The organism is Myxococcales bacterium, from assembly GCA_016716835.1.
GTDB lineage: Bacteria > Myxococcota_A > Polyangia > Haliangiales > Haliangiaceae > JADJUW01.
In genome coordinates this window covers 456,525-478,299 of record JADJUW010000002.1, presented here as the reverse complement: position 1 = coordinate 478,299, position 21,775 = coordinate 456,525, and the positions used below count along the sequence as shown (strand labels likewise).

General features: G+C 63.9%; 21 protein-coding genes. 13 read left to right on the top strand and 8 right to left on the bottom strand.

Features of this window, described 5'->3' with window-relative positions; genetic code table 11:
- Positions 1–16: 16 nt before the first annotated feature.
- On the top strand, positions 17–298 hold the full coding sequence (locus IPL79_16905) for a hypothetical protein (protein ID MBK9072657.1): 282 nt from the start codon (positions 17–19) through the stop codon (positions 296–298).
- Between the two features lie 121 nt (positions 299–419).
- Positions 420–752 (top strand): 2Fe-2S iron-sulfur cluster binding domain-containing protein, encoded by a 333-nt coding sequence (locus tag IPL79_16900; GenBank protein MBK9072656.1) that lies wholly within the window; start codon positions 420–422, stop codon positions 750–752.
- On the opposite strand, the gene IPL79_16895 is transcribed toward IPL79_16900, so the two are convergent.
- Positions 731–2,944: a protein kinase gene (locus tag IPL79_16895; protein ID MBK9072655.1), complete on the bottom strand. Its 2,214-nt coding sequence runs from the start codon at positions 2,942–2,944 to the stop codon at positions 731–733. The two genes, IPL79_16900 and IPL79_16895, sit on opposite strands and share 22 nt — an antisense overlap.
- 195 nt (positions 2,945–3,139) lie before the next feature.
- Between IPL79_16895 and IPL79_16890 the strand changes: the two genes are divergently transcribed.
- Together IPL79_16890 and IPL79_16885 are read left to right on the top strand one after the other, a co-directional pair.
- Positions 3,140–4,279 carry a hypothetical protein gene (locus IPL79_16890; protein ID MBK9072654.1) on the top strand — a complete coding sequence of 380 codons (1,140 nt, stop codon included), beginning with the start codon at positions 3,140–3,142 and terminating at the stop codon, positions 4,277–4,279.
- A complete protein-coding gene (locus IPL79_16885) occupies positions 4,276–5,472 on the top strand; it encodes a hypothetical protein (protein ID MBK9072653.1) in 1,197 nt (398 codons plus the stop codon). The genes IPL79_16890 and IPL79_16885 overlap by 4 nt, the downstream gene beginning before the upstream one ends.
- A gap of 164 nt (positions 5,473–5,636) precedes the next feature.
- Here IPL79_16885 and IPL79_16880 read toward each other — a convergent pair whose 3' ends face one another.
- Positions 5,637–6,215 (bottom strand): hypothetical protein, encoded by a 579-nt coding sequence (locus IPL79_16880; GenBank protein MBK9072652.1) that lies wholly within the window; start codon positions 6,213–6,215, stop codon positions 5,637–5,639.
- A 78-nt stretch (positions 6,216–6,293) separates the two neighbouring features.
- Positions 6,294–7,679, bottom strand: a complete 1,386-nt coding sequence (locus IPL79_16875; protein ID MBK9072651.1) for a sigma 54-dependent Fis family transcriptional regulator — start codon at positions 7,677–7,679, stop codon at positions 6,294–6,296.
- Between the two features lie 97 nt (positions 7,680–7,776).
- Between IPL79_16875 and IPL79_16870 the strand changes: the two genes are divergently transcribed.
- Positions 7,777–10,389 (top strand): M1 family metallopeptidase, encoded by a 2,613-nt coding sequence (locus tag IPL79_16870; protein MBK9072650.1) that lies wholly within the window; start codon positions 7,777–7,779, stop codon positions 10,387–10,389.
- A gap of 9 nt (positions 10,390–10,398) precedes the next feature.
- Here IPL79_16870 and IPL79_16865 read toward each other — a convergent pair whose 3' ends face one another.
- Positions 10,399–12,174: a thiamine pyrophosphate-binding protein gene (locus IPL79_16865; GenBank protein ID MBK9072649.1), complete on the bottom strand. Its 1,776-nt coding sequence runs from the start codon at positions 12,172–12,174 to the stop codon at positions 10,399–10,401.
- 80 nt (positions 12,175–12,254) lie between these two features.
- On the opposite strand from IPL79_16865, the gene IPL79_16860 reads away from it, so the two are divergent.
- The 3 genes from IPL79_16860 to dinB all read left to right on the top strand — a co-directional run bounded on the left by IPL79_16860 (position 12,255) and on the right by dinB (position 14,238).
- Positions 12,255–12,512 (top strand): acyl-CoA-binding protein, encoded by a 258-nt coding sequence (locus IPL79_16860; protein MBK9072648.1) that lies wholly within the window; start codon positions 12,255–12,257, stop codon positions 12,510–12,512.
- Between the two features lie 78 nt (positions 12,513–12,590).
- Positions 12,591–13,043 carry a hypothetical protein gene (locus tag IPL79_16855; protein ID MBK9072647.1) on the top strand — a complete coding sequence of 151 codons (453 nt, stop codon included), beginning with the start codon at positions 12,591–12,593 and terminating at the stop codon, positions 13,041–13,043.
- A gap of 4 nt (positions 13,044–13,047) precedes the next feature.
- A complete protein-coding gene (dinB, locus tag IPL79_16850) occupies positions 13,048–14,238 on the top strand; it encodes a DNA polymerase IV (protein MBK9072646.1) in 1,191 nt (396 codons plus the stop codon).
- Positions 14,239–14,240: 2 nt separating this feature from the next.
- Here dinB and IPL79_16845 read toward each other — a convergent pair whose 3' ends face one another.
- Complete coding sequence (locus IPL79_16845; GenBank protein ID MBK9072645.1) at positions 14,241–15,251, bottom strand: hypothetical protein; 1,011 nt, start codon at positions 15,249–15,251, stop codon at positions 14,241–14,243.
- 231 nt (positions 15,252–15,482) lie between these two features.
- Here IPL79_16845 and IPL79_16840 point away from each other — a divergent pair, with 231 nt between their 5' ends.
- The 5 genes from IPL79_16840 (at position 15,483) to IPL79_16820 (ending at position 19,658) form a co-directional block, all read left to right on the top strand.
- A complete protein-coding gene (locus IPL79_16840) occupies positions 15,483–16,547 on the top strand; it encodes a glycosyl hydrolase (GenBank protein MBK9072644.1) in 1,065 nt (354 codons plus the stop codon).
- Between the two features lie 4 nt (positions 16,548–16,551).
- A complete protein-coding gene (locus IPL79_16835) occupies positions 16,552–16,815 on the top strand; it encodes a MoaD/ThiS family protein (GenBank protein ID MBK9072643.1) in 264 nt (87 codons plus the stop codon).
- Between the two features lie 131 nt (positions 16,816–16,946).
- Complete coding sequence (locus IPL79_16830) at positions 16,947–18,347, top strand: amidohydrolase family protein (protein ID MBK9072642.1); 1,401 nt, start codon at positions 16,947–16,949, stop codon at positions 18,345–18,347.
- Positions 18,344–18,643: a hypothetical protein gene (locus tag IPL79_16825; protein MBK9072641.1), complete on the top strand. Its 300-nt coding sequence runs from the start codon at positions 18,344–18,346 to the stop codon at positions 18,641–18,643. Before IPL79_16830 ends, IPL79_16825 begins: the two co-directional genes overlap by 4 nt.
- A gap of 106 nt (positions 18,644–18,749) precedes the next feature.
- Positions 18,750–19,658, top strand: coding sequence for a hypothetical protein (locus IPL79_16820; GenBank protein MBK9072640.1), 909 nt, complete (start codon positions 18,750–18,752; stop codon positions 19,656–19,658).
- Between the two features lie 20 nt (positions 19,659–19,678).
- On the opposite strand, the gene IPL79_16815 is transcribed toward IPL79_16820, so the two are convergent.
- The 3 genes from IPL79_16815 to IPL79_16805 form a co-directional block, all read right to left on the bottom strand.
- Positions 19,679–20,248 (bottom strand): hypothetical protein, encoded by a 570-nt coding sequence (locus tag IPL79_16815; protein MBK9072639.1) that lies wholly within the window; start codon positions 20,246–20,248, stop codon positions 19,679–19,681.
- Positions 20,248–20,604: a hypothetical protein gene (locus IPL79_16810; protein ID MBK9072638.1), complete on the bottom strand. Its 357-nt coding sequence runs from the start codon at positions 20,602–20,604 to the stop codon at positions 20,248–20,250. Before IPL79_16810 ends, IPL79_16815 begins: the two co-directional genes overlap by 1 nt.
- 87 nt (positions 20,605–20,691) lie before the next feature.
- Positions 20,692–21,639 carry a hypothetical protein gene (locus IPL79_16805; GenBank protein MBK9072637.1) on the bottom strand — a complete coding sequence of 316 codons (948 nt, stop codon included), beginning with the start codon at positions 21,637–21,639 and terminating at the stop codon, positions 20,692–20,694.
- Positions 21,640–21,775 lie beyond the last annotated feature (136 nt).

Sequence of the window (21,775 nt, the reverse complement as noted above, 5' to 3'; positions counted from 1 at the left end):
CGCATAGCAATTAGTGATGCGAACATTCTTTCCACGCTTTAGGCGGGCATCGCGGGTGACACCGCCGGCTGGTGAGCCACTGCAGGTACCCGATGGCGTGCCGCACGATATCGTTGGCACGACCGCCCTCATTGCGGTGCTACTGGCGCTTGTCATTGGTGGCGCGTGGATGCTCGGCGGCGCCATCGTCGCGATGGTCGTCGCCTTGGTCGCCGCGCCTCTCATTATAGTCCTTATGTCAGGACGCGCCGCCCGCGAGCGCAAGACCAACGTCGATAGCCAAAACGCGCAGCCGTAGCGTTGCCGGCACGTCCCAGGAGCGAGCCCCGTCGCTCACTGTGCGCTGCGGCTCGTCGAAACAACTACCGTGCGCGGTGCGCGACCACATGCTTCGTTGCAGCGACGTGTTATAAATGCGCGTGGCGCGGGTTACGTTCAGGCCGACCGGACATGAGGTTGACGTCGAAGTCGGGACGACGCTATTTGAAGCCGGTGGCAAGGCGAACGCGAGCGTGGAGACGGCCTGTGTTGGCAAGGGCACGTGCGGGCTGTGCCGGGTAAAAGTGCTGCAAGGCGAGGCGTCGCTGTCGCCCTATACCGACGAGGAAACTCGTCATATTGGAAATATCTACCATCTGACCAAGCTGCGTTTGGCTTGTCGCACGCGCGTGCTTGGCGAAGCGGACGTCGTGGTCGAGGTCATACCGAGGCGGCGCCCCGCTACAAAACCTCAGAATTTGGTGCGAAAGTAATTTACGCGGCCCGCTTCGACCAGCACCTCGATGGTGGTCTCGCGCCCGCTCGGTGGATTTTTCAGCACCAGGGTGTGCGTGCCGATTGGTAACTCCAGCGCCTTGCTCGGCGCTCGCCCCACCAGCTTGCCGCGCAAATACACCTCGGCCCAGCTATCGTCGATATAGAGCGAAATAGTCGCCATCTTCGGCTTGGCGGCTACCAGCGTCACCGGCACATCGTCGCCAGCATCGACACGGGGCGAAGCCACTCGCGCGTCGACCGGCGGCCTTACGACTCGCGCATCCGCTGTCACGGCAACCGTTGGATTCGTCGCCGGTTGCGAGCTAGCCGAATCAGGTGCGACTGCCGCCGCGGTCGGCAATGGTCTCAGGCGCGCGAACACGCGCGTCGTCGCGTCGTCGCGCAGCGCCACCGCCGGATCGACATAGGCTTCATACCCTTCGAGCCTCACCTCGACGCGCACCGCGTCGCTCGAAAACGAGCTCCATTGCACCGGCGAACGCCCCATGGCGACGCCGTTGATGCTAACGCTTGCGCCGAGAGGCTCGCTATCGACTTGCAGCGCCGACATGGTCGCCGTTGGCGTCGAGTCGGGATCAGGCGATCTTCGGTTACGCGCGAACTGCCACGTGCCCGACGCGATTATCAAAATTGCAAACAACGCGACCAACCACGCCCGCCCCCGTGGGCGCGGGAACGTGGCAGATGGTGCCTCGGTTGCGCCGCGCGCGGCGAGCGCCTGCCGCGCCAGGAGGGGTGCAGTCGCCGACGCGCTATGTGACGCATCGCGCTCGCCGGCGGTCACCGCCCTCGGGGCGCCCACGGTTTCGAGCAAATGGTCATCAAGCCGCAAGGCATCGACCGACGGCCGCCGCGCGCGCGGCAAGCCAGCGATGGTCGCCTCGGGCACGGGCGGCGCCTCGCCTACTTGTTCCTCGAGCTCCGCGATGCCGTCACGGCCGATGTGATAGACCAAACTCAGCGACGTTGCCTCGGCCTCGTCTTGCCGAGGTTGCCAAAGATCTCGCTTGCTCTCGCGGCCGGCCGCGAGCGCCTCAGCGCCGCCAGCGACCCCGGGAAGGCTTGCCAAATCGGTATGGCGCAGCGTCGAGGCCCCTACCTGCGAAGCCTGCGAGGCCTGCGTGCTCGCCTCAATGCCAACGGCCGCCAGTTGTTGCCGAATCACTTGATCGAGTGACTTGCGACTGTCGGTGCTGGTGATGGCCGTGGCCACCGCGCCGGCCACCTCTTCAGGTGAGACGACGATGTTGCATTGATATGAAAGCTCGGTGATCGCGCGCTGCATGATCGCGGCGCGCGCCGTGCGCGACATTGGCTCGCGCTGCAGCGCGCCAGCCAAGATGTCATCCAGGGCCGCCGGCAGGTCGGGCCGCAACGACGATGCCTTGGGAATGGCAAGGCCTCTCACGTTGGCCGCGATCTCCTCGCTCGACGATCCGTTAAAAAGTCGCTGCCCGGTAAAAAGTTCGTAGAGCACAACCCCGGCCGAAAAAATGTCGGACCGCGCGTCGACGTCGCGCCCCGCCGCCTGCTCGGGCGACATGTAGCGCCACTTGCCCGCGATCACGCGCTCGCCTTGCGCCGCCAGCGGATCGCGGCGAGCGGCGATCGCGATGCCAAAGTCCGCGATCTTGACCTCGCCCGCGCGCGACAACAAGATGTTCGACGGTGACACGTCGCGATGCACGACCCCGAGCTGATGCGCGTACTCCAGGCCGCGCAGCAGCTCGATGGCGATGTGAAAGGCCGCGGTCAGGGGCAACTGTTGTCGCCCTGCCTGCACCTCGCGCAGCAGGTGCGCCAAGTCAACGCCGTCGACGAACTCCATCGCGATGTACCATGAGCCGCCATAACGGCCGAAATCGAGCACCTGCACGATGTTGGCGTGCGAGAGCTTGGCAGCCAGCTTGGCCTCGCCGATGAAACGCCGCTCGAACTGCGAATCCAGCGCGAGCTGAGGCAAGATGCGTTTGAGCGCAACGGTTTTTTCAAACCCATGCGCGCCACGAGCCGTGGCCAGATACACCTCCGCCATCCCTCCAACGGCTAAGCGGCTGCGCACGTCGTAGCGCTCAAGCTGGTTGCTTGAGCCCGAGGCGCCGGCGTCGTTTGCCTCGGGTAGTGTGCCCGCCGCTGTCGGCGACGACTCGTTGGGTGAGGCGGTCATAGAAGGGCCAAGCAAGGGCGTTTGCGCACGACAACGCCAAGGTTCTATAGTATCGCCTTGCGCATGCCGGGCCGACAACCCTTTCGCCAGCGATTCCATGTGGGATGGCGGCGGTGTTCGGCCTACGTTGGGGATCGTCGCCGGGTCCGACACGGGTACGGTTTCGCGCGGGTTTTGCTGGCGATCTTGGCACTTGTGGCGACGCCCGGCGTGCAGGCCGATACGCGGGTGGTAATCATTCGTCAAGACGGGACGCCCGAACGCTCCGAGTACATAAAAACCGTGCAAAGCGACATCTTGCGCGCCAACGAATTCACCTTGTTGCCTTCGACCGCGATGCGCGAGCGCCTGCTCGTGGCCCCAGTCGATGGCGAGGCGGCAATCGAGCGCGCCGTGGCCACCAGCGAAGGCGCCTCCAGCGACGCCCTCGCGCGTTTTAACCATCCGACCGCGCTGCGCGAATGCCTGCAAGGCCAACAACAACTCTCGGCGCTTTCGTCGCGTCCCATGTGGCGCGCGAGGGTCGTCTCGTTGCTCGTGCTCGAGGCGCGCATTCACCTCAGCGCTGGCCAAGAAGCAGCGGCGATCGCGAGCCTGCGTACCGCCTATCGCACCAACCCGGGCCTCGTCCTCGATCCGGCGCGCTATGCCCCCGACGTCCTCGCCGCCTATGCGATCGCCAGCCAACCTGCGCCAACCCTGAAGTTTGTCGTGCGCGTCGATGGCGAGGCGGCCCGCCTAAATGCGTCGCCGCCGGGCATCTGGATCGACGGCGATCGGCTCGCGCCCAGCCAAGTCGGCACAACCTGGAGCACCAGCGCCGAACTTGCCGAGGGCCCTCATTTTATCCGCATCGAGGCGTTTGGCCACGCGTCGACCAGCGAGCGTATCATTATCCAACCCGGCGCGCCGAGCGAGATCTATGTGGCGCTGGCGCCACTTGGGGCCATGGAGATGATTGAGGCGTGGCGACAGCAGTTGGCGCGTGCCACCTCCGACGTGGCGATCACCACCGCCGCGCAACAACTCATTGCGCAGACCTCGGGGCATGCGGTAGTTGCCTTTCGCCGGGGTCCACTGGGAGAGCCACAAACGGTCGTATGGCCCGGCGAAGGTCGCGACGTCAGCATCGTGTTCGGCGACGCCGATCCAACCGAGATCGTGCGTCGCCTGCGCGTAGCCACGGCGCCGCGGCTGGATAGGCCGCCGGTTTGGCGACGGCGGTGGGCGCAATGGACCGCGGCCGGCGTCGCCGTTGGTGCCATCTCCGCTGCCATCTTGCTTTCGCGCAAGCGCGATACCGCCGCCCTCGACCCGGTGATCGTGATCCAATGACGACGCCGCGACTTGCCCTCATTTTTGCCGCCGCCTGCGCAAGCGCGTGGGTGGGCTGCGATCGCCGCGGCGAGCCGACGTTTCAGCTCACGGTGTCGCTGGCCACCACCCCGCCCTATTCCTGTGGCAACGCCACCTGCGCCGACGTCGAGATTGGCTGTGACGCCGTCGCCGCCATTCGCATCGTCGATGCCCGCAGCGGCCAACCCTACGTAAGCGTCTGCGAGCCGCTGCCATTTGGCGAGCTGTGCGGCCTGGGCTCGCTGGCGCTGCCGCAGGTCAACGTGCCGATCGCGTCCTTGCAGGTTTCGGTGGTGATCTGGCCCGCCTCCGCCCTGCCCGACGATGGGCGATGTCCAACCGACCTCGTGTTCGACGCGTTTGGCTTTCCTCTCGCCGCGGTGCCTGTGCCCGCGTTGGGTGGGCAGACCTATTTTACGCCGGGCGACGATGCGGTGGTCGACGTCACCCTTGGGTGCCTTGACGTGGCCGCGCTCAGCGCAAGCTCGTGCGACGATCCGGAACGCGTGCGGCTGCAAGCCTCGGTGTACGAAAGCTCGACGCTTGTGCCCGTCGGCGCCGCCATCGCCGAGCGCATCGAGGTGAGCTTCGGCGAGCCCGTCCTGCAGCTCGATGAATTATTTCAGCCGGTGTATCGCTTGCCCTCTTCGCGGCTGACGCAATTGGTGCGGCAAGCCGCCGCGGGGTCGTCGGTGTGGGTGGGCGTCGCATCGCGTCCGGTCGCGAACGGATGCATCCACGTGCTTGACGACTTGGCAGAGACCGTGGCGAGCGTTACCTGCGGCGCCTATGACGATACGCCATTGCTGGCGCCGCATGCCTACCTCGTCGACGAGGCGCGGCGCGACCGCTTGCTAGCCGTGCTTGGCCTCAGTAGCTTTCCCGATGAGGGGCTGCTCTATGGCCTTGTCATCGGCGACGATGGCGAGCCGCTTGCCGGTGCGCAGGCGCTGCCCTCGCTGGGGCAGGTGCACTACCTGGAGCCTGGACAGCTCGAGCTTCGGCCCGCAAGCACCTCAGCCGCCGGCGATTTCGTCTCGACCGACGTGCCTTACTCGGCGACGTGGTCGCTGCAGCGCGCACAAGATGTCGCGCCGATACCGCTCGCCGTAGTGGGTGGGCTCATCAGCCAAAAGCTCACGGTCGTGGTCCTGCGGGCACCGGAGGCCTAAGCAGGCGGCGGGCTGCTACTGCTCGGCAAGCAGCACGATCGCGGTAATTTGATAGGGGTCATTGTCCCCTTCCGGGTTGGGCGAAGCAATCGTAAATGAATTTGGGTGCACAACATCAACGGGCAGTACCACGTGCAGGTCATCGACCTCTGAAGGTGTCGGGGTTAGCCCTGTGCAATGGAGGTCAGTTTCCGAGGTTGCGAGGTACAAGACATGAGGCGCCGTGTTCTCCGTGACGGCATATTCGAGCAACCCCATTGGTCGTTTGAAATGTCCACTTGGTAGTAGATTTCGTTTTGCATGCCGCCTCGCAACTTGCAATCAAACGTATGGAGCGTCTCGTCCTTCACAAATGATGTTGATTGCAATTTGTTGGTCGTTAGGTTTTTCACATACGTTAACGCGGCGGCGTGAGGCACATTGGAAACTGTAAGCCCTTCGCCGGTGGCAAGTTCGTAAGCACCATTGGTCAGTGCATGTGCGGGCCCGCTGAGCAAATCGGTAAATTCGGGCGCCATCTCGTTGTCGGTAAAATCTTCAAAAAACACAACTTCTTGCAAGCCGCCGGCAACAGCCTCGATCGCCGATTCGCAATTATCCGAGAGATCATCGCAATCCTCATTGATGGCATATCGATTAACCGCCAGAGTGGGCACGGCGCCGGCGCAATCCAGCACGGGTGCATCCCCGCGCTGCGGGCACGAGACCATGGCATCGGCGGGTACACCTTCGACCGCATCCAATCCCAGCAGGCTATTGCAGCCGATGAGCCAAAGGCCCCCCGTCGCGAGCGCCAGGATTACCGCTGATTGCCTCACCGGCTACGATTCTGCCGGCTCTTGCAGCCCAAGTCGAGCAATCAACTTGTGAATAGACATGCGGTCGATACCCGCCGCCCGCGCCGCCGCCGAAAGATTGCCTTTGTGCTCCATTAGCAAGCGGGTGACATAGGCGCGCTCAAACACTTCAACCAGTTCGTGCTTGGCATCTTTGAACGGCACCGCGATATCCACGGTGTAATTAATATGCATCCCGTCGTCGGCCTCAAGCGCGCTGAGCACCGAGCTGCGCGTCCGGTTCGCGGTCGGCGGGCGATTGCGCAAGGCGGTCGGCGGCTCGGCGATGGAGATGGCGCGCTCGAGCACGTTGCGCAGCTCGCGCACGTTGCCTGGCCAATCGTGCTTCTCGAGCATCTGCATGGTCTGCGGCGCGATGGTGGCGGTGTCGCCGCCCGGCAATTGCGTAAGCAGTGTCTCCACGAGCAACGGAATATCCTCTTTGTGCTCGCGCAGTGGCGGCACATCGAGCGTGGTGACCAACAGGCGGTACAGGAGATCTTCGCGAAAGCGCCCGCGATTTACCTCCACCATTAGATCGCGCGAGCTGGCGGTGAGGACGCGTACGTCGACGTGCTTGGCCACGGTGCCGCCAATGCGGCGCACCTCGCGCGTCTCGAGCCAGCGCAGCAGCTTGGGCTGCAGCTCGATCGGCAGCTCGACGATCTGGTCGAGAAATAAGGTGCCACCGTGGGCGCGCTCAAACGCCCCGGCATAGCTAGCCTGCGTCCCCATGAACGAGCCGCGTTCGTGGCCAAACAACTCGCTTTCAATTAGGTGGGGCGGAATCGCGCTGCAGTCGACGACGACAAAGGCGCGTTCCTTGCGCGGCGAGGCCTGATGCAGCGATTCGGCGACGAGGTCCTTGCCGGCCCCGGTTTCGCCGCGAATGAGCACGGTGGCATCGCTGCTGGCCAGCTTTTCCATGCGGGCAAACAATTCGCGCATCTTGGGCGAGCGCCCCACCAAGTCGCCAAAGCGGTCACGCTCGGCTAACGGCACCTCCACCGAGGCGTCAAGCGGCCGAAACATAACGCGCGTGTTGCCGATGGCAATCGTAGTCTCGGGTTCAATATAGACGTCATTGACGCGCAGGCCGCCCACAAAGGTGCCATTGGTGGACTCCGAGTCTACCAAGCGATAGCCGCGCGCGTCGAGGCGTATCTCGCAATGCAGGCCGCTGACCTTGCCATCAGTTACTTCAAAATCAGCGCGGCGGGCGCCGAGCGTGATGCGCTCAGATTCGAACTCGGCGCGCTTGCCGCGATCGGGCCCCGCGACCACCGACAGCTCGACCCGCCGCACGCGCAGGCTGCTGGCGCGTCCGCCCAAAAAGGTGATCCACGTGCCGCCGCCTGGCCCATCGCTCATCGCGCAACGCTAACACACCTGTGGCGCCTTGCGGAATGTGCCCGAAGTTGCCCTCGCCCAATTGCCAAGCCTTGGGCCCGCGCCCTAGGCTCGGCGCATGACCCGAGAGTTTGCCTTTCATACCGCGCGGCCGCACTACGCGCGCGATCGCGTGATCGACATTACGCACATAAAGCTGGCGCTGACGCTAGACGCCGAGGCGCGCGGCCTGGTCGGCACCGCGACGCTGAGCGGGGTGGCGCTGGCACCCACCTTGACCACCGTAGTCCTCGACGCCGTGGCGTTGCAAATTCGCGCCGTGCGCGTCGACGGCAAGCGCGCGACCTTTGGCGTCGACGGCAAGTTGCTGACGATCGACGTGCCAGCTGGCGTCGCGCGTGGCGATGCGCTCGTGATCGACATCGACTATGCCTGCCACCCAACGCGCGGCCTCTATTTCATCGCGCCAGACGCGGGCTACCCCGACAAGCCCAACCAGATCTGGTCGCAGGGTCAAGACGAAGACTCGCGGTATTGGTTTCCCTGCTTCGATGCGCCGCACCAAAAGTCGACCAGCGAGCTCATCGTCACGATCGCGGCGCCGCTGACGGCGCTTTCCAATGGCGAGCTAGTATCGCGCACGCCGGTAGAGGGCGGCCAGGTCACCTGGCATTTCCGCCACGACGTGCCGCATAGCTGTTATCTCATTACCTTGGCGGTGGGCGACTTTGCGGTGTCACGCGATCGCTGGGGTGAGGTCGAGTGCACCTACTTGGTGGAACCGCGCTACGCCGAGCACGCGGGGCGCACGCTCGCTAACACGCCCAAGATGCTCGCGTGCTTCTCGGAACTGTTTGGCGTCACCTATCCCTATAAGAGCTACGCCCAAGTGTTCGTCGCCGACTTCATTTTTGGCGGCATGGAAAACACCACCGCGACCACGCTCACCGACAGCGTGCTAATGGATGAGCGCGCCGCGCTTGACTACGACGCCGACGATCTGGTGTCGCATGAGCTGGCGCACCAATGGTTTGGCGATCTCATCACGTGCCGCGATTGGGGGGAAGGCTGGCTTAACGAAGGCTTTGCAACGTACAGCGAATACCTATGGCGGGCGCATCATCAGGGGCGCGATGAGGGCGACCTCTTGCTGCAGGCCTGGGACGAGAGCTACTTCGGCGAGGACAGCGCGCGCTATCGCCGCTCCATTGTCACCAAGCTCTACGACGAGCCGATCGATGTCTTTGACGCGCATCTCTACGAAAAGGGCGGCCGCGTGCTGCACATGCTGCGACACGAGCTTGGCGACGCCGAGTTTTTTCGCAGCATCAAGCACTATTTAGAAAAGCACCGCGGCGGCGCGGTCGAGACCCGCGATTTGGCGCGCGCCATTGAGGCCGCGACCGGCCGCGTACTCGATTGGTTTTTCGCGCAGTGGGTGACCGAGGGCGCAGGGCATCCCGAGCTGGAGGTTGCGATTACCTGGGACAACGACAAGAAGCTGTTGCGCGTCGCGACGACGCAGGCACAAAAAGTCGAGGGCAAGACGCCGCTGTTTCGCTTGCCCATGGTGGCAAGGGCGCGCGTCGCCGGCAAGGATATCGATCTAGCAGTTGAGGTCTGCGAGAAACAGCACGTCTTCTTCTTTCCGCTGGCTGCGGCGCCGACGCACGTGGTGTGGAATCCGGGGCTGGTCGCGCTTGGCGAATTTCGCCTCGACGTCCCCGAGCCGATGCTGATCGCGCAGCTTGCCGAGGCAACGCTCGCGGTCGACCGCGCCGCGGCGGCGATCCAGCTCGGGAAGAAACATGGCGCACAGGTCGAGGCCGCGCTCATCCAGGCCATGAAGCGCGATGCCTTTTGGGCGGTGCGCGATGAGGCCGCCACGGCGCTCGCGGCGATTCGCACCGCGTCGGCCGCGACGGCCATCCTCACCGCCTTGCCTAGCGAGCGCCACGCCAAGGCGCGCCGAGGCCTGGTGCGCGCCCTTGCGGCATTTCGCGGCACCTCGAGCGCCGACGCAATTGCGACCGTGCTCGGCGCGCTGATCGCAAAAGGCGACGCAAGCTACTTTGTCGAGGCGCAGGCCTGCTTATCGCTGGGCAAGCTGCGTGTGCCACAGGCGTATGACCTGCTTATGTTGGCGACGACGCGCGATTCGTTTCAAGACGTGATCCGCCAGCACGCGTACCGCGGCCTCGCCGAAACGCGCGACGAGCGCGCCATCGACGTCTTGCTCGCGGCGACGCGGTGGGGGCAGCCATCGCAGGGCCGCCGCGCCGCGATCGGCGCCGCCGCAAGCTTCGTGCGCGGCCGCCGCGATCGGTTTGGTAACGAGGTCCGCGAGCGCGCGCAGGAGCTCTTGCGCGACGGCGATTTCCGCGTGCAGTCGTCGGCTATTGAGGCTTTGGCGACGCTTGGCCACCCCGGCGCCATTGGCGCCTTGCACGCCACCATCGAGCGCGACAGCGATGGGCGCCTCAAGCGCCGCGCCCGCGAGGTGGTGCGTCAGCTTGGCGAAGATGCCGCAACCAGCGAAGACTTGCAGCGCCTGCGCACGGAGGTCGAGGTGCTGCACGGAAAATTCGCGACGCTGCGCGAAGAAGTCAGCAAGCTTGGCGCGAAGGGCCGGCCGCCGCATAAGCCCGCGACCAAGCCCAAGGCGCGCAAGTCCGTGTCGACCACCCGCAAGCGGACGACCAAGCCCATCAAGCCGGCGACCCGCCGCTAGCGAATTTCCTTAGATCGAAATCGAGCCCTTGCGAAACTCGGTGGCGTTGATCAGCACGTTGACACAAACCGGCTTGCCGCTGGCGGCAACTTTCTTGGCTTGCGCAAGCACGATCTTTACCTGCGCGGGGGATTCGATGAACAGGCCCACACCGCCATAGCCCTCGGCGACCTTGTGATAGTTGGTGCGTACCAAGTCGGTGCCGAGCGAGGTGCCCAAGATCTCGACCTGGTCGCGCGCGATCTGCGCCCACGACGCGTCGTTGCCGATGATGGCAATGGGCGCCAAGCCGTGGCGCACAAAGCTATCGAATTCAGCCAGTGAATAGCCCGATGAGCCGTCACCCCAAATCAGCCAAATTTCGCGCCCCGGCGCCGACGCCGCGGCCCCAAGGGTATAGCCGCCGCCGACGCCCAGCGTGCCAAACACCCCAGGGTCAAGCCACGAAAGCGGCGCCCGCGGCCGTAGCGTATACGCCGCCGTGGCCACGAAGTCGCCGCCGTCGACCACCAAGATGGCGTCGTCAGCCATCAGGCTTTCAATCGTCAGGCAAATATCGAGCGGATTGACGTAGGGCCCAACGACCTTGGCCTGCTCGGCTATTTCCCGATCGCGTGCCGCCTCGCGCTCGCGCAAGGTCTTAAACCACGGCGACCATTCTGGTTGATCGCGCGCCGACGCCGGCGTGGCTTCGGCTAGCTCGATCAAGAATTGCCCCGCATGCATTTGCAGCGTCATGTCGGGCTTGCGATTTTTCTTAAGTTCGCTAGCGGAGAGGTTGGCGGCGATGAGCACCGCCTTGCGATTAATGCCGCGGCCGTAGCCCATGCGAAAATCGAAGGGAAAGCCGGCGACGATGACAACGTCGGCCTCTTTGAGCGCGGCGCCGCGCGCATGGCGAAACTGAGTCGCTGAGCTGCGTCCAAGCAGACCACGCGCACCGCCGCCTAAGAACACGGGAATGCCCAGCGCCTGCACCGCACGTGCGAGCGGCGCCGCATTCTTCGTGTTCACCAGCGCCTGGCTGCCGATCACGAGCACAGGTTTTTTCGCGGTGGCGAGCGCCGCGACGACGCCGGTGATCGAACCCGTCTGCTGCAGACGCGCCATACTCGGCACATGCGGCCGCGGCAGTTGAGCCAACGCCGGCGCATTAAATTGGCGATAGAGATGCGCTTGCACGTACATGCCCATCGCTTTCTCCGTCACCGAGTCGCCGCCGGCGAGCTCCTTGGCGTGCCATTGCCGCACGACAGACTCCGGATAGAGCAAGTCAACTGGCACCTCGATAAACACCGGCCCTGGCACGCCGCTGGTCGCAATGTCGATGGCGCGTTCGACGATGCCCGCGAGCGACGGCACGGTTTTCACGGTTACCGCCCATTTGGTCATCGGCTTTAAGACAGACAATTGGTCAATGTCCTGCAGCGAACCTCGCCCCTTGAGCAAGGTCGCCGTCGCGCCGCCAAACAAGATAAGCGGCGTCTGCGCCATCTGCGCGTTTTTTATCGCCGTCAGCGAGTTCGTAACGCCCGGACCCGCAGTCACCGCAGCCACCCCGACCACGCCCGTGAGCCGCGCCGCGGCCTCGGCGGCGAATACCGCGCTCGCCTCATCGCGGGTATCGAGGACCTTAATGCCGGCCTGCTCGCAGCCGGTTAAGATCGGCGAGATGTGGCCGCCACAGAGTACAAACAAGTGGCGGACGCCGTGACGCGCCAAAACCTCGGCGATGAAATTGCCTCCGTGTCGTTCCGTGGTTGGTCCGTTTTGCGAAAGACTCATGGCGCGAGGGTAGTAGATCTAACCGCGCAAGAGAACCATGAGTGGGCCAATTGGCGCGGCGAGCATGCTACGCTTAAGGCATGAGTGACTCGCCTGAATTTGCCGCCGCGGTGACCGCCGCCAAGAGCCTCGCCAAGACGCCTGGTACCGCCGATCTGCTCGAGCTCTATGCGTTGTTTAAGCAGGCGACCAGCGGCGATATAGGCGGCGCGCGCCCCGGCATGCTCGATCTCAAGGGCCGCGCCAAATACGACGCCTGGGCGCAAAAACGCGGGCTTTCGTCGGCAGAGGCTCAGGCCAAATACGTCGCGTTGGTCGAGCGGCTTAAGCTCGCCTAGCGGCGATCACGCGGCGCGCGAGGTGGCTTTTGCCAATCCGCCGCCTGAGCGATCAGCGCGGCATGCTACACAAGCCGCATGGAACAACACTACGCCTGGTATCGCATCGCGCACTTCATCGGCATGACGCTGTGGCTCGGTGGCATCGCCGCCACGCTTGCCCTGCTCACGGGCGCCGGCCATGTCGCCGCCGCACACAAAGACGCCTTCATCGCCAAGTTGCGCCGCGTCGCGGTGGCCATGGATATCGGCGCCACGCTGGCACTCGTCTTCGGCTTCGTCATGGCGTTTACCAAGGCGCGATGGGGCAACCAAACCGCGTTTACCACCGGCGGTTGGCTGCATGCCAAGCTAATGCTAGTCGTGCTCGGCGTGCTGGTGCCGCACATCATCTTGCGTGCACGTCTGTCGCGGCTCCGCAAAAATCCCGCCAGCGACGTCGCCGTACCGTCATGGATCTTCCCGGTCGTCCTCGTGGCCTCCATCGCGATCATCGTGGTTGTCGGTTACCCCACGCTCCTGCGAAAATAGCCGCGTGACCGCCGCACGCAGCATCCTGCACGTCGACCTCGACGCGTTCTTTGCCGCGGTCGAGCAGCGCGACAATCCCAGCCTGCGCGGCAAGCCCGTCATCGTGGGCGGCTCGGTGCGCCGTGGCGTCGTCTCCGCCTCGTCCTACGAGGCACGCAAGTTTGGCGTGTTCTCGGCCATGCCAATGGCACACGCGCTGCGGCTGTGTCCGCACGCCATCGTCGTGCCGCACCATATGGATCGCTATGTCGACGCGTCGCGCGGTTTTTTTGCGATCTTGGCCGACTATTCGCCACTGGTCGAGGGCCTGTCGCTCGACGAGGCCTTTGTCGATCTAACCGGGAGCGAACGCCTGCTCGGCCCGGCGCGGCAAATCGCACAAACGATTAAAGCTCGCGTTCACGCCGAGCTGCAGTTGGTGACGTCGTGCGGCCTGGCGCCAAGCAAGTTTGTCGCCAAGATCGCCAGCGACATCGACAAACCCGATGGGCTGCGCGAAGTCGGCGAGGCCGAGGTGATCCCATTTCTCTGGGCGCTGCCGACCTCACGCCTGTGGGGCGCGGGCAAGACGACGCAGGCCGAGCTCGCGGCCTTGGGCCTGACAACCATTGGCGACGTCGCGCGCTATCCCGTGGCCTCGCTAGCACGGCGCCTTGGCGACGCGGCGGCGCATCACCTGCACCAGCTCGCCTTGGGCATTGACGATCGGGACGTCGAAGCGCACGGCCAGCCACAGTCGGTCGGCCATCGCGAAACCTTCGACGATGACATCACCGACGCCGAGGACTTGGCGCTGACGATTTTGGACCAGGCCGATCGCGTCGCGGCGCGGCTGCGCGCGCATGGGCTGCTCGCCAAGACGATCGTGCTCACTATCAAGTACGACGATTTTCGCCAGGTAACCCGCCAACGCGGCGTCGCCGAGGCCACCAGCGATGGCGGCGACATCGCGCGCGTCGCCCGCGACTTGCTGACGCAGATCCTAGTTGGCAGCACGGTCGGTACGCGCGTGCGCTTGTGCGGCGTCACCGCGGTGAACTTGGTCGACGCCGCTCATGCCGGCCAGCTCAGCCTCGACCACGCCAGCGCGGAAAAGAAGGCGCGCCTCGCCGCCACCGTCGATGCCATCGGCGCAAAATTTGGCGACGACACCGTCGTGCGCGCCGCGCTGGCCGCCAAGCGAGACAAATCTTAGACCTAGAATGCCACGCGGAGCTCGGCACCGCCTTGCACCGCGACCATGCTGTGCTTGCCGAGCAGGCCCAGCGGCGAGACGCTAGCTGCCAAGGCCACGCCCCCTGCCTTGATCAGTTCGATCCCCAGTTCGGCGCCGAGCACGTAGGCGGAACCGTTCAGATAGGCGTAACCCGACTTGATTTGCAGATAGGGGTTCATCGCGGTACGCGCGCCCTTGCCCATCGTGCGCGCGTAAACCACGTTACCGGCGGTAACGATGATGCCGGCCGAGCTGGCCTCGGTCGCAAAAATCCCGGTGGTCTCTATGGTGAAATTGCCAAATCGCAGGCCTAGCCCAACGCCAGAGCGCGTGTCGCGATTGGCCGGTCGGTCGAGCGCATCGGTCACCATGCCGACGCCGCGCACAGATAGCGAGATGCTGGCCTCGTCAAATGCCTCGCGGCGCACTTCTTCGACAAACGTGACGACAAACGACACGTTGTGCACTGGCGGCGGCGCTTCGCCATCCGTGGCTATTTGAGGACCCGCCGCGGGTACGAGCTGTATCGCCGAAATGGCCTGGTGAATGATTTCGTGGTGCTGCACGATCCATTGCAGCAGCCCGGCAGTGCTGCTCGCGGGCAAGGTTACGGTAAAGCGCGCATAATTCGAGCGCGCGGGCGAGGCAAATGTCCGCAACTCCTGGACGCTCTTTGCCTGTGTAAATTTGATGTCTTCATTCACCACGGTCCCGCCGCGGGCATAAATTTCGCTGCGAAACATCGCCGATTGCGTCAACAAGTCAGGCGACCGCACGACAATTTCCCCCGTCGTTCGCATCTCGTCCGAGCTGTTGACGGTGACAACGCCTCCGGCGGGTGCGCCTTCCGGCGCGTCCATCGCCATCGCCAAGGGTGCCGCCGCGGTAGCCATGGCCGCCTGTGGCTGCATCGCCTTGCGGCTGGCGCAACCAAATGCAATTGATGTGGCAAGCCCAGCGAAGAGGGAGAGAAAATTTTCTGGACGGGTCATAGCGCCGACCAGAATGCATGGACCGTACCAATGACATGGGTTACGGCCGCAGCAGGGCTTGACCCATCATTGTGGTGCACACGCCACATACGCGGCCGGCCTACGACGCGAAAATTTCACAGTTTCCTTAACGCCGGCGTCTGAATGCTGGATCGGCCGGTGCAATCTTTAACCTCAAATTGCGCGCACCTCGGCAAGGCGTGGCTGATTCTGCTAGCCTCGTCCGCCAAGATGACAACACTTTGGATCGGCACGAGAAAAGGCGCGTTTCGTTTGGATTCGACGGACCGCAAGACGTGGAAGCTTTCGGGGCCCCAGTTTCTCGGCAACCTCGTCTATCACGTGATGCGCAATGCCAAGAACACCCTGCTGATGGCGACCAGCGCGGGCCACTTGGGCCCAGCACTACATCGCTCAACCGACGACGGCGCAACCTGGGTCGAAGTCGCGAACCCGCCAAAATTTCCAGCCGACGAGCCACGTAAGCGGGCGGTCAATCACGTGTTTTGGCTAACTGCGGCGGCCAATGTTTGGTACGCGGGTACGTCGCCGCAAGCGCTCTTTGTCAGTCATGACGATGGCCTGTCTTGGCAGGGCGTCGCGGGCTTCAACGATCACCCTGAACAAAAAGACTGGGCCGGAGGCGACCAAGACCAAACGCCCGAAGGTGGCAAGCTGCATTCGATTCAGGTCGATCCGCGCGATCCACGCAAGCTGCTCCTCGGCATGTCGGGCGGCGGGGTGTTTTTCACCGAAGATGCGGGCGCGACGTGGCAGCCGCTGCACGACGGCGTCGAGGCCGAATATGGCCAGGACCCGCACTGTGTCGCGATTCATCCCACCGATCCGGATCGGCTTTGGATGCAAAGTCACTACGGCATCTACCGCATGGATCGCAAGACGAGCAACGTCTGGCAGCGCGTCGGCAAGAACATGCCCGCCGACGTTGGCGACATCGGCTTTCCGATCGTCATTGACCCACGCGATCCTGATTGCGCCTGGGTCTTTCCGATGGATGGCACCAGCGTATGGCCGCGCACCAGCCCGGGCGGCAAGCCCGCGGTATTTGGCACGCGCGATGCCGGCGCAACCTGGCAACGCCTTGACCGCGGGCTGCCTCGCGAGCAGGCGTGGTGGACGGTGAAGCGTCAGGGCATGTGCGGCGATGCGCATGACCCCATGGGCCTTTATTTTGGCACAACCTCTGGCGAAATATGGGCGAGCGCCAACCGCGGCGAGGACTTCGCGTGCATCGCGCGCCACCTGCCACATGTCTATAGCGTCACGGCTTGGTGAACGCATGCAAGTTCACATCCCATCACCGCTGCGCTCGTATACCGGCGGTGCCAACGAGGTGCTTGCCGTTGGCGCAACCGTGGGCGAGCTGCTACTCGACCTCGACCGCCAGTTCCCTGGCTTGCGCTACCGCATGATCGACGAGCAAAACCGCGTGCGCCCGCACATGCGCATCTTCGTCAACGACGCGCAGACATTTGACTTGAGTCACCCGCTCGTGCCCACCGACCGCGTGCAAATTTTGCAGGCGCTCAGCGGCGGGATTTAGTGCCACCGCTACTACGTCAAGACCCATCGAGGGGCCAACCTCGCCGGCGAGAGGCTAAATTTTGCGGCGCCATTAGCGTATTGCGCGACGTCTAAACCACTTGTCGCCTAGCCCGTGATATCCGGTTGCCTATGAAGATTGCCACCCGTGGCCTGGTGCTTGGCATCGCGGCCCTCGCGCTCATGGCCGTTGCCTGCCGCCCAGCGTTGACCCAGCACGCCAGCCCAACCGTTGCCAGCCCTTCGCCGCAGGCCAGTGCCCTCAGCGCGGCCCTGGTAAACCCCAAGGCGAGGCTGGTCGTGCTGCGCGGCGCCACCATCATGACGGGCACCGATGTCGTGCTTGATGGGGGCGTCATCGTCATGGACGGGGGGCGACTTATTTCGGTGGGGGATGCGACCACCGTCTCACCTCCCGGCGCTCTGGAAATCGATGTGACCGGATCTGTCATTACGCCGGGCCTCATCGACGCGCACTCGCATCTCGGCGTTTATGCCTCGCCGGGCTCCACCGGCTACGACGACGGCAACGAGGCGACGCGCCCATCCTCGCCCGAGGTGAGGGCCAAGAGCAGCTATTGGCCGCAAGACCCCAATATCTCGCGCGCCGTCCGCGGCGGCGTCACCACCGCGCTCATCCTGCCCGGCTCGGCCAATCTCATCGGCGGCGAGGGCTTCACCGTCGTGATGAAGGAGGGCCGCACCGCGAGCGAGGTGGCGTTTCCCGGCGCCCCGCGTACGCTCAAGATGGCATGTGGTGAAAACCCCAAGCGCTCCTATGGCGAGAAAGGTGGCCCCTCAACGCGCATGGGCGAGCTCGCCTCGTTTCGTCAGCTCTTTGTCGATGCCAAATCGTACCGCGAAAAGATCGATGCGGATGAGGAAGAAGGCAGGCCTCGTCGCACCGACGGCGCGCTGGAAACCCTGGCCGACCTAATTGACGGCGACGTGCTGCTGCAAGTGCACTGCTATAAGGCCAGCGACATGGCCGAGATGATCGAGGTCACCGAGCAAGCTGGCATAACCATACGCGCCTTTCACCACGGGCTTGAGGCCTACAAAATTCGCGACTTGCTCGCGGCCAAGGGCATCGCGGTGGCCACCTGGGCCGACTGGTGGTCCTTCAAGCTCGAGGCGCTCGATGGCATCGTGCAAAACGCGCCACTCCTTCATCTCGCGGGCGGTCGCACCGTCATCCACTCCGATTCCGCGGAGCTCATTCAACGGCTCAACCAAGAGGCGGGCAAGGCGCTCTTTGCCGGTCAGCGCGATGGCCTCGACGTCGACGACACCGACGCGCTCAAATGGATTACGGCAAATCCCGCTTGGATGCTCGGCATCGACGCGGTGACCGGCACGCTCGAAGTTGGCAAGCGCGCCGACGTGGTGGTGTGGAATCGCAACCCGTTTTCGGTTTATGCCAAGGCCAAGCTCGTCTACATCGCCGGCGAGGTGGCCTATGACGCGGCCGTTGGCCTCCGCCCATCTGACTACGAAGCGGGCCGTACGCCCGCCACCCTGGAGCAGCCATGATCTTTCACCGTCAACGCTTTGTTTTCGCCTCGGTCGCGATCTGCCTCGCCGTGCTCGGTGGGGGAAAGCTTGCTAACGCCGAAACGGTCGCGCATTCGCAGCCGATCGCGATTGTCGGCGCTCGGGTTTTGCTCAAGCCCGGCACCACGTTGCCCGAGGCGACCGTCATCATCGTCGATGGTGCGATCGCGGCGGTCGGTCCGGCCTGCCTGCATTCGCCGGGGCCCGCACCATCGACGGCGCCGGGAGCGTGGTCACGGCTGGCTTTATCGACGCGTACAGCCAGGTGGGCCTGAGCGAAATCGATCCGAGACCGGCGCGAGCGACGGCAACCTATCGCCCGCTCGCGGCGTTACCCACGCCACCTATCGCGCCGCGGACGCGATCGATCCATTTAGCATTATGCGCGCGCTCGTCCGCGCCGTAGGCATCACCTCGGTGATCGCCGTGCCACAGGGTGTCCTTGTTGCCGGCCAATCCGCGTGGAGCTCGATGGCGCACGACGCACGCGACCCGCTGCTCGCCTCGGCGGCCATGCACGCCGAGCTAGGTCCTGCCGCAACGCTCGAAAAATCGCGTGGCACCAGCGTCGCCGAGCTGCGCGATGTGCTCGCCGAAACGCAGCTGTGGCTGCGGGACAAGGCGCAATATCAGCGACTGCCGCGCGACAAGACCGCGTTGTCCGCCGCCGAACTTGCGGCGCTCGAACCAATCTTCACCAAGCAGCAGCCGCTGCTCGTCGACGCGCGCGCGGTCGCGGATATCCGCGCCGCCATGGCGCTCGCGCGCGAGTTTGGCCTGCGCCTCGTCATCGTGGGCGGCACCGAGGCGTGGCTCGTCGCCGACGAATTAGCGCGGGCCGACGTCGCCGTCATTATTGATCCGCAAAATATTTTGCCTGGCAGCATCAATGCGCCCCGCGTGACAATTAACGCCGCGGGCAAGCTGCGGGCCGCCGGTGTGCACGTGGCCTTTTCGACGTTCGACGCCGCCTGGTCGTCGGTAACGCTGCGCCAATTCGCCGGCATCGCCATCGCCGACGGTCTGGCCTACGACGACGCCCTAGCGGCGCTCACCACGGTGCCCGCGGCAATCTATGCCCCCGTCGTCGCGGCGCGGCGTGGCGCCACCGGGTCGAGCACGGCGCGGAAGCTGCCCAGCGGCACGCTCGAAGTTGGTGCGCGCGCCGACGTCGTGATGTGGAGTGGCGATCCGTTTGAGATCTCAACCTGGGCCAAGGTCGTCATCATCGGCGGCGTGGTGCAAAATACCGACACGCGGCAACAAGAGCTATTTCGCCGCTATCGCTAGCATAGCGGGCAAGGCCGCCGCTACGGCGCTAGCTCTGGCCGTCGCGGCACGCCGAGCAAGGGCCGCCACGTCGTCGCCGCCGCGCTGGGCCCTACTGCCACATACGCCCACGGCCCGATGGCCCATTCGATTGCGATGAGCTCGCCGACCGTGCGCTCTTTATGCCGCGGCGCCATGCCTGGCGTGCGCTGCATTAACAGGGTGACCTCGATGCCCGCCGCGCGCACGCGCGCGACGGCGGTAGCGCGGCGATGCAGCGTCTTGTGGGCGAGGCCGAGCGGCACCACCTCGGCGGCAATGCCCGGCAACTTCACCTTATCGCCAAACATGCCGAGCCACCACGCCTTGAGCTCGCCCAGCGGCGGCGCCGCGAGCTGCCACGCCGGTGGCGCCTGATGCGCCGCGATGGCCTCGCTCATCAGCAAATTTTGCCGCTTGGGAAACAAGGTGAAGATGGCCGCGACCATGCCCACCAGCACGATCATCATGAACAAAAACGACGTGCTCACCCGCCGCCGCTCGGGCCGCGGTGGCAACGCGACGGGCGGGCCGTCGGCGGCATCCACGGGCAGATCGGCGTCGGTGTGCATCAGGCGCATGGCAATCTCGGTTCGCTTCCAAATCGGCTGACAAATTGCGCCAGCAGGCGCTCGTACAAGTGCTGCGCCTCCATAACACGCCCGCTTGGAAATTCAATTGTGTGCCGACACATCCAAGCGTCAACCTGCCCTCCCGCCGTCTGTTTTACGGCGACCAGCGACCCCACCTCGTCCCGCAGCGAGGCGCCATACCCATAGTGGATCATCGCGCTCTTGCCCTTTGGATAGTCGATGAGCCCCTTCGCGAGCTTCACCTGAAATACGCCGACGCCCGCCTCAATATGTTCAGCAAATGCCGCCAAGGGGTACCAGCGTCCGAACGCCGCAGTTGCGAGAGGCCCGTCCACACCGCTAAGATAGCACGGCGCCGGCAGCGATGGCCTTCCGCACCTTCCAACGATTGGAGGTCCCGGTCTACCCAGCCTATGAGTGAATCAGTGGTAGCCAAAGCTACAAAAGCCCGACATCGCCAATTCTTTAACGTAGATTTGTTCGAATTCGCGATTGGTAACTGCAAATCCGGTTTCGGCGCACAAAACGATAAGGCCATCGGGTGCCAAGTCTATGTCCTTGGCGTTAAAGAGCGCATATTGCGGAGATGATGAGGACTCGCCTCCTTGCGAAAGTCGGTGGACTTGACTTATCTGGGACCAGACGCCGTAGATGTCTAGGGATTCATCAAGCGTGAACAAATCGGGTAGTGGACTGTAGTGCGGCACGGCCGCCGCCTCGCCGTCTGTCACAACGTACAGCTCGTCGTCTTCACTAATCGCGTAGATGTTGCCATCAAGCCCCAGGGTAACATCTGATGTGTTGCGGAAACTGACAAATGACTGCGCTCCGCCAGGACTCAAATCGAATGTCGCGAGCCCTTTTGCCACGCCGATACCTGACGTGGCGAAAACAGTATTGTTTTTTGCGGCCAAGTGACCATAAAAAGTAACGTTTGGAATACCCCATTGATAATGATCGCTGCGAGTCCACTGTCCTTGGTGGTAGGACAATAGGAAGGGGCTGAATGTCCCCACAAAAATATGAATTCGGCCTGCGGCATCCTCGACAATGCCACGCATTGCGGATTGCTCGGCTTTCCAATACTCCGCTGGGATGTCAATTCCATCCAAGATTTCGCCTTGCAGACTTAAAATCAGAATGCGCGGTGCAGCATGTGCGTTAATTGTGATGATTCTTGTTGGATGAAAAGGCGCAAGGGGAGCATCGGCAGCCGCGTCAGGATGATTGTTCCCGCCGTCATCCGAAGTTAGAGCGTCGGCGGGAGCAGATACTGGAGTCGAAGTTTGCTGGGGAGCACACGCGGCAAGCACCACAACTCCAACCGAAAGCAAACGATAGCCACAAAGGCTGGTTAACCGAAGCCGCATCACGCCGCTTCTAGCCTGGCCCCTGCAGGGCGTCAACAAGATTCCTCGCCGGTGTGACAGGTGCGACGATGCCAACAACGGCCGAGCGGGCCGCCTTCAGCGGGACGATATCCATATCCAGAACCAATTGCATCTG

What these genes read in the sequence shown, in the direction of transcription:
- IPL79_16905 (MBK9072657.1), top strand. Translation starts at nt 17, where the DNA reads ATGCGAACATTCTTTCCACGCTTTAGGCGGGCATCGCGGGTGACACCG.
- IPL79_16895 (MBK9072655.1), bottom strand. Translation starts at nt 2,944, where the DNA reads ATGACCGCCTCACCCAACGAGTCGTCGCCGACAGCGGCGGGCACACTA.
- IPL79_16885 (MBK9072653.1), top strand. Translation starts at nt 4,276, where the DNA reads ATGACGACGCCGCGACTTGCCCTCATTTTTGCCGCCGCCTGCGCAAGC.
- IPL79_16875 (MBK9072651.1), bottom strand. Translation starts at nt 7,679, where the DNA reads ATGAGCGATGGGCCAGGCGGCGGCACGTGGATCACCTTTTTGGGCGGA.
- IPL79_16870 (MBK9072650.1), top strand. Translation starts at nt 7,777, where the DNA reads ATGACCCGAGAGTTTGCCTTTCATACCGCGCGGCCGCACTACGCGCGC.
- IPL79_16865 (MBK9072649.1), bottom strand. Translation starts at nt 12,174, where the DNA reads ATGAGTCTTTCGCAAAACGGACCAACCACGGAACGACACGGAGGCAAT.
- IPL79_16860 (MBK9072648.1), top strand. Translation starts at nt 12,255, where the DNA reads ATGAGTGACTCGCCTGAATTTGCCGCCGCGGTGACCGCCGCCAAGAGC.
- IPL79_16855 (MBK9072647.1), top strand. Translation starts at nt 12,591, where the DNA reads ATGGAACAACACTACGCCTGGTATCGCATCGCGCACTTCATCGGCATG.
- IPL79_16845 (MBK9072645.1), bottom strand. Translation starts at nt 15,251, where the DNA reads ATGACCCGTCCAGAAAATTTTCTCTCCCTCTTCGCTGGGCTTGCCACA.
- IPL79_16840 (MBK9072644.1), top strand. Translation starts at nt 15,483, where the DNA reads ATGACAACACTTTGGATCGGCACGAGAAAAGGCGCGTTTCGTTTGGAT.
- IPL79_16835 (MBK9072643.1), top strand. Translation starts at nt 16,552, where the DNA reads ATGCAAGTTCACATCCCATCACCGCTGCGCTCGTATACCGGCGGTGCC.
- IPL79_16830 (MBK9072642.1), top strand. Translation starts at nt 16,947, where the DNA reads ATGAAGATTGCCACCCGTGGCCTGGTGCTTGGCATCGCGGCCCTCGCG.
- IPL79_16825 (MBK9072641.1), top strand. Translation starts at nt 18,344, where the DNA reads ATGATCTTTCACCGTCAACGCTTTGTTTTCGCCTCGGTCGCGATCTGC.
- IPL79_16820 (MBK9072640.1), top strand. Translation starts at nt 18,750, where the DNA reads ATGCGCGCGCTCGTCCGCGCCGTAGGCATCACCTCGGTGATCGCCGTG.
- IPL79_16815 (MBK9072639.1), bottom strand. Translation starts at nt 20,248, where the DNA reads ATGCACACCGACGCCGATCTGCCCGTGGATGCCGCCGACGGCCCGCCC.
- IPL79_16805 (MBK9072637.1), bottom strand. Translation starts at nt 21,639, where the DNA reads ATGCGGCTTCGGTTAACCAGCCTTTGTGGCTATCGTTTGCTTTCGGTT.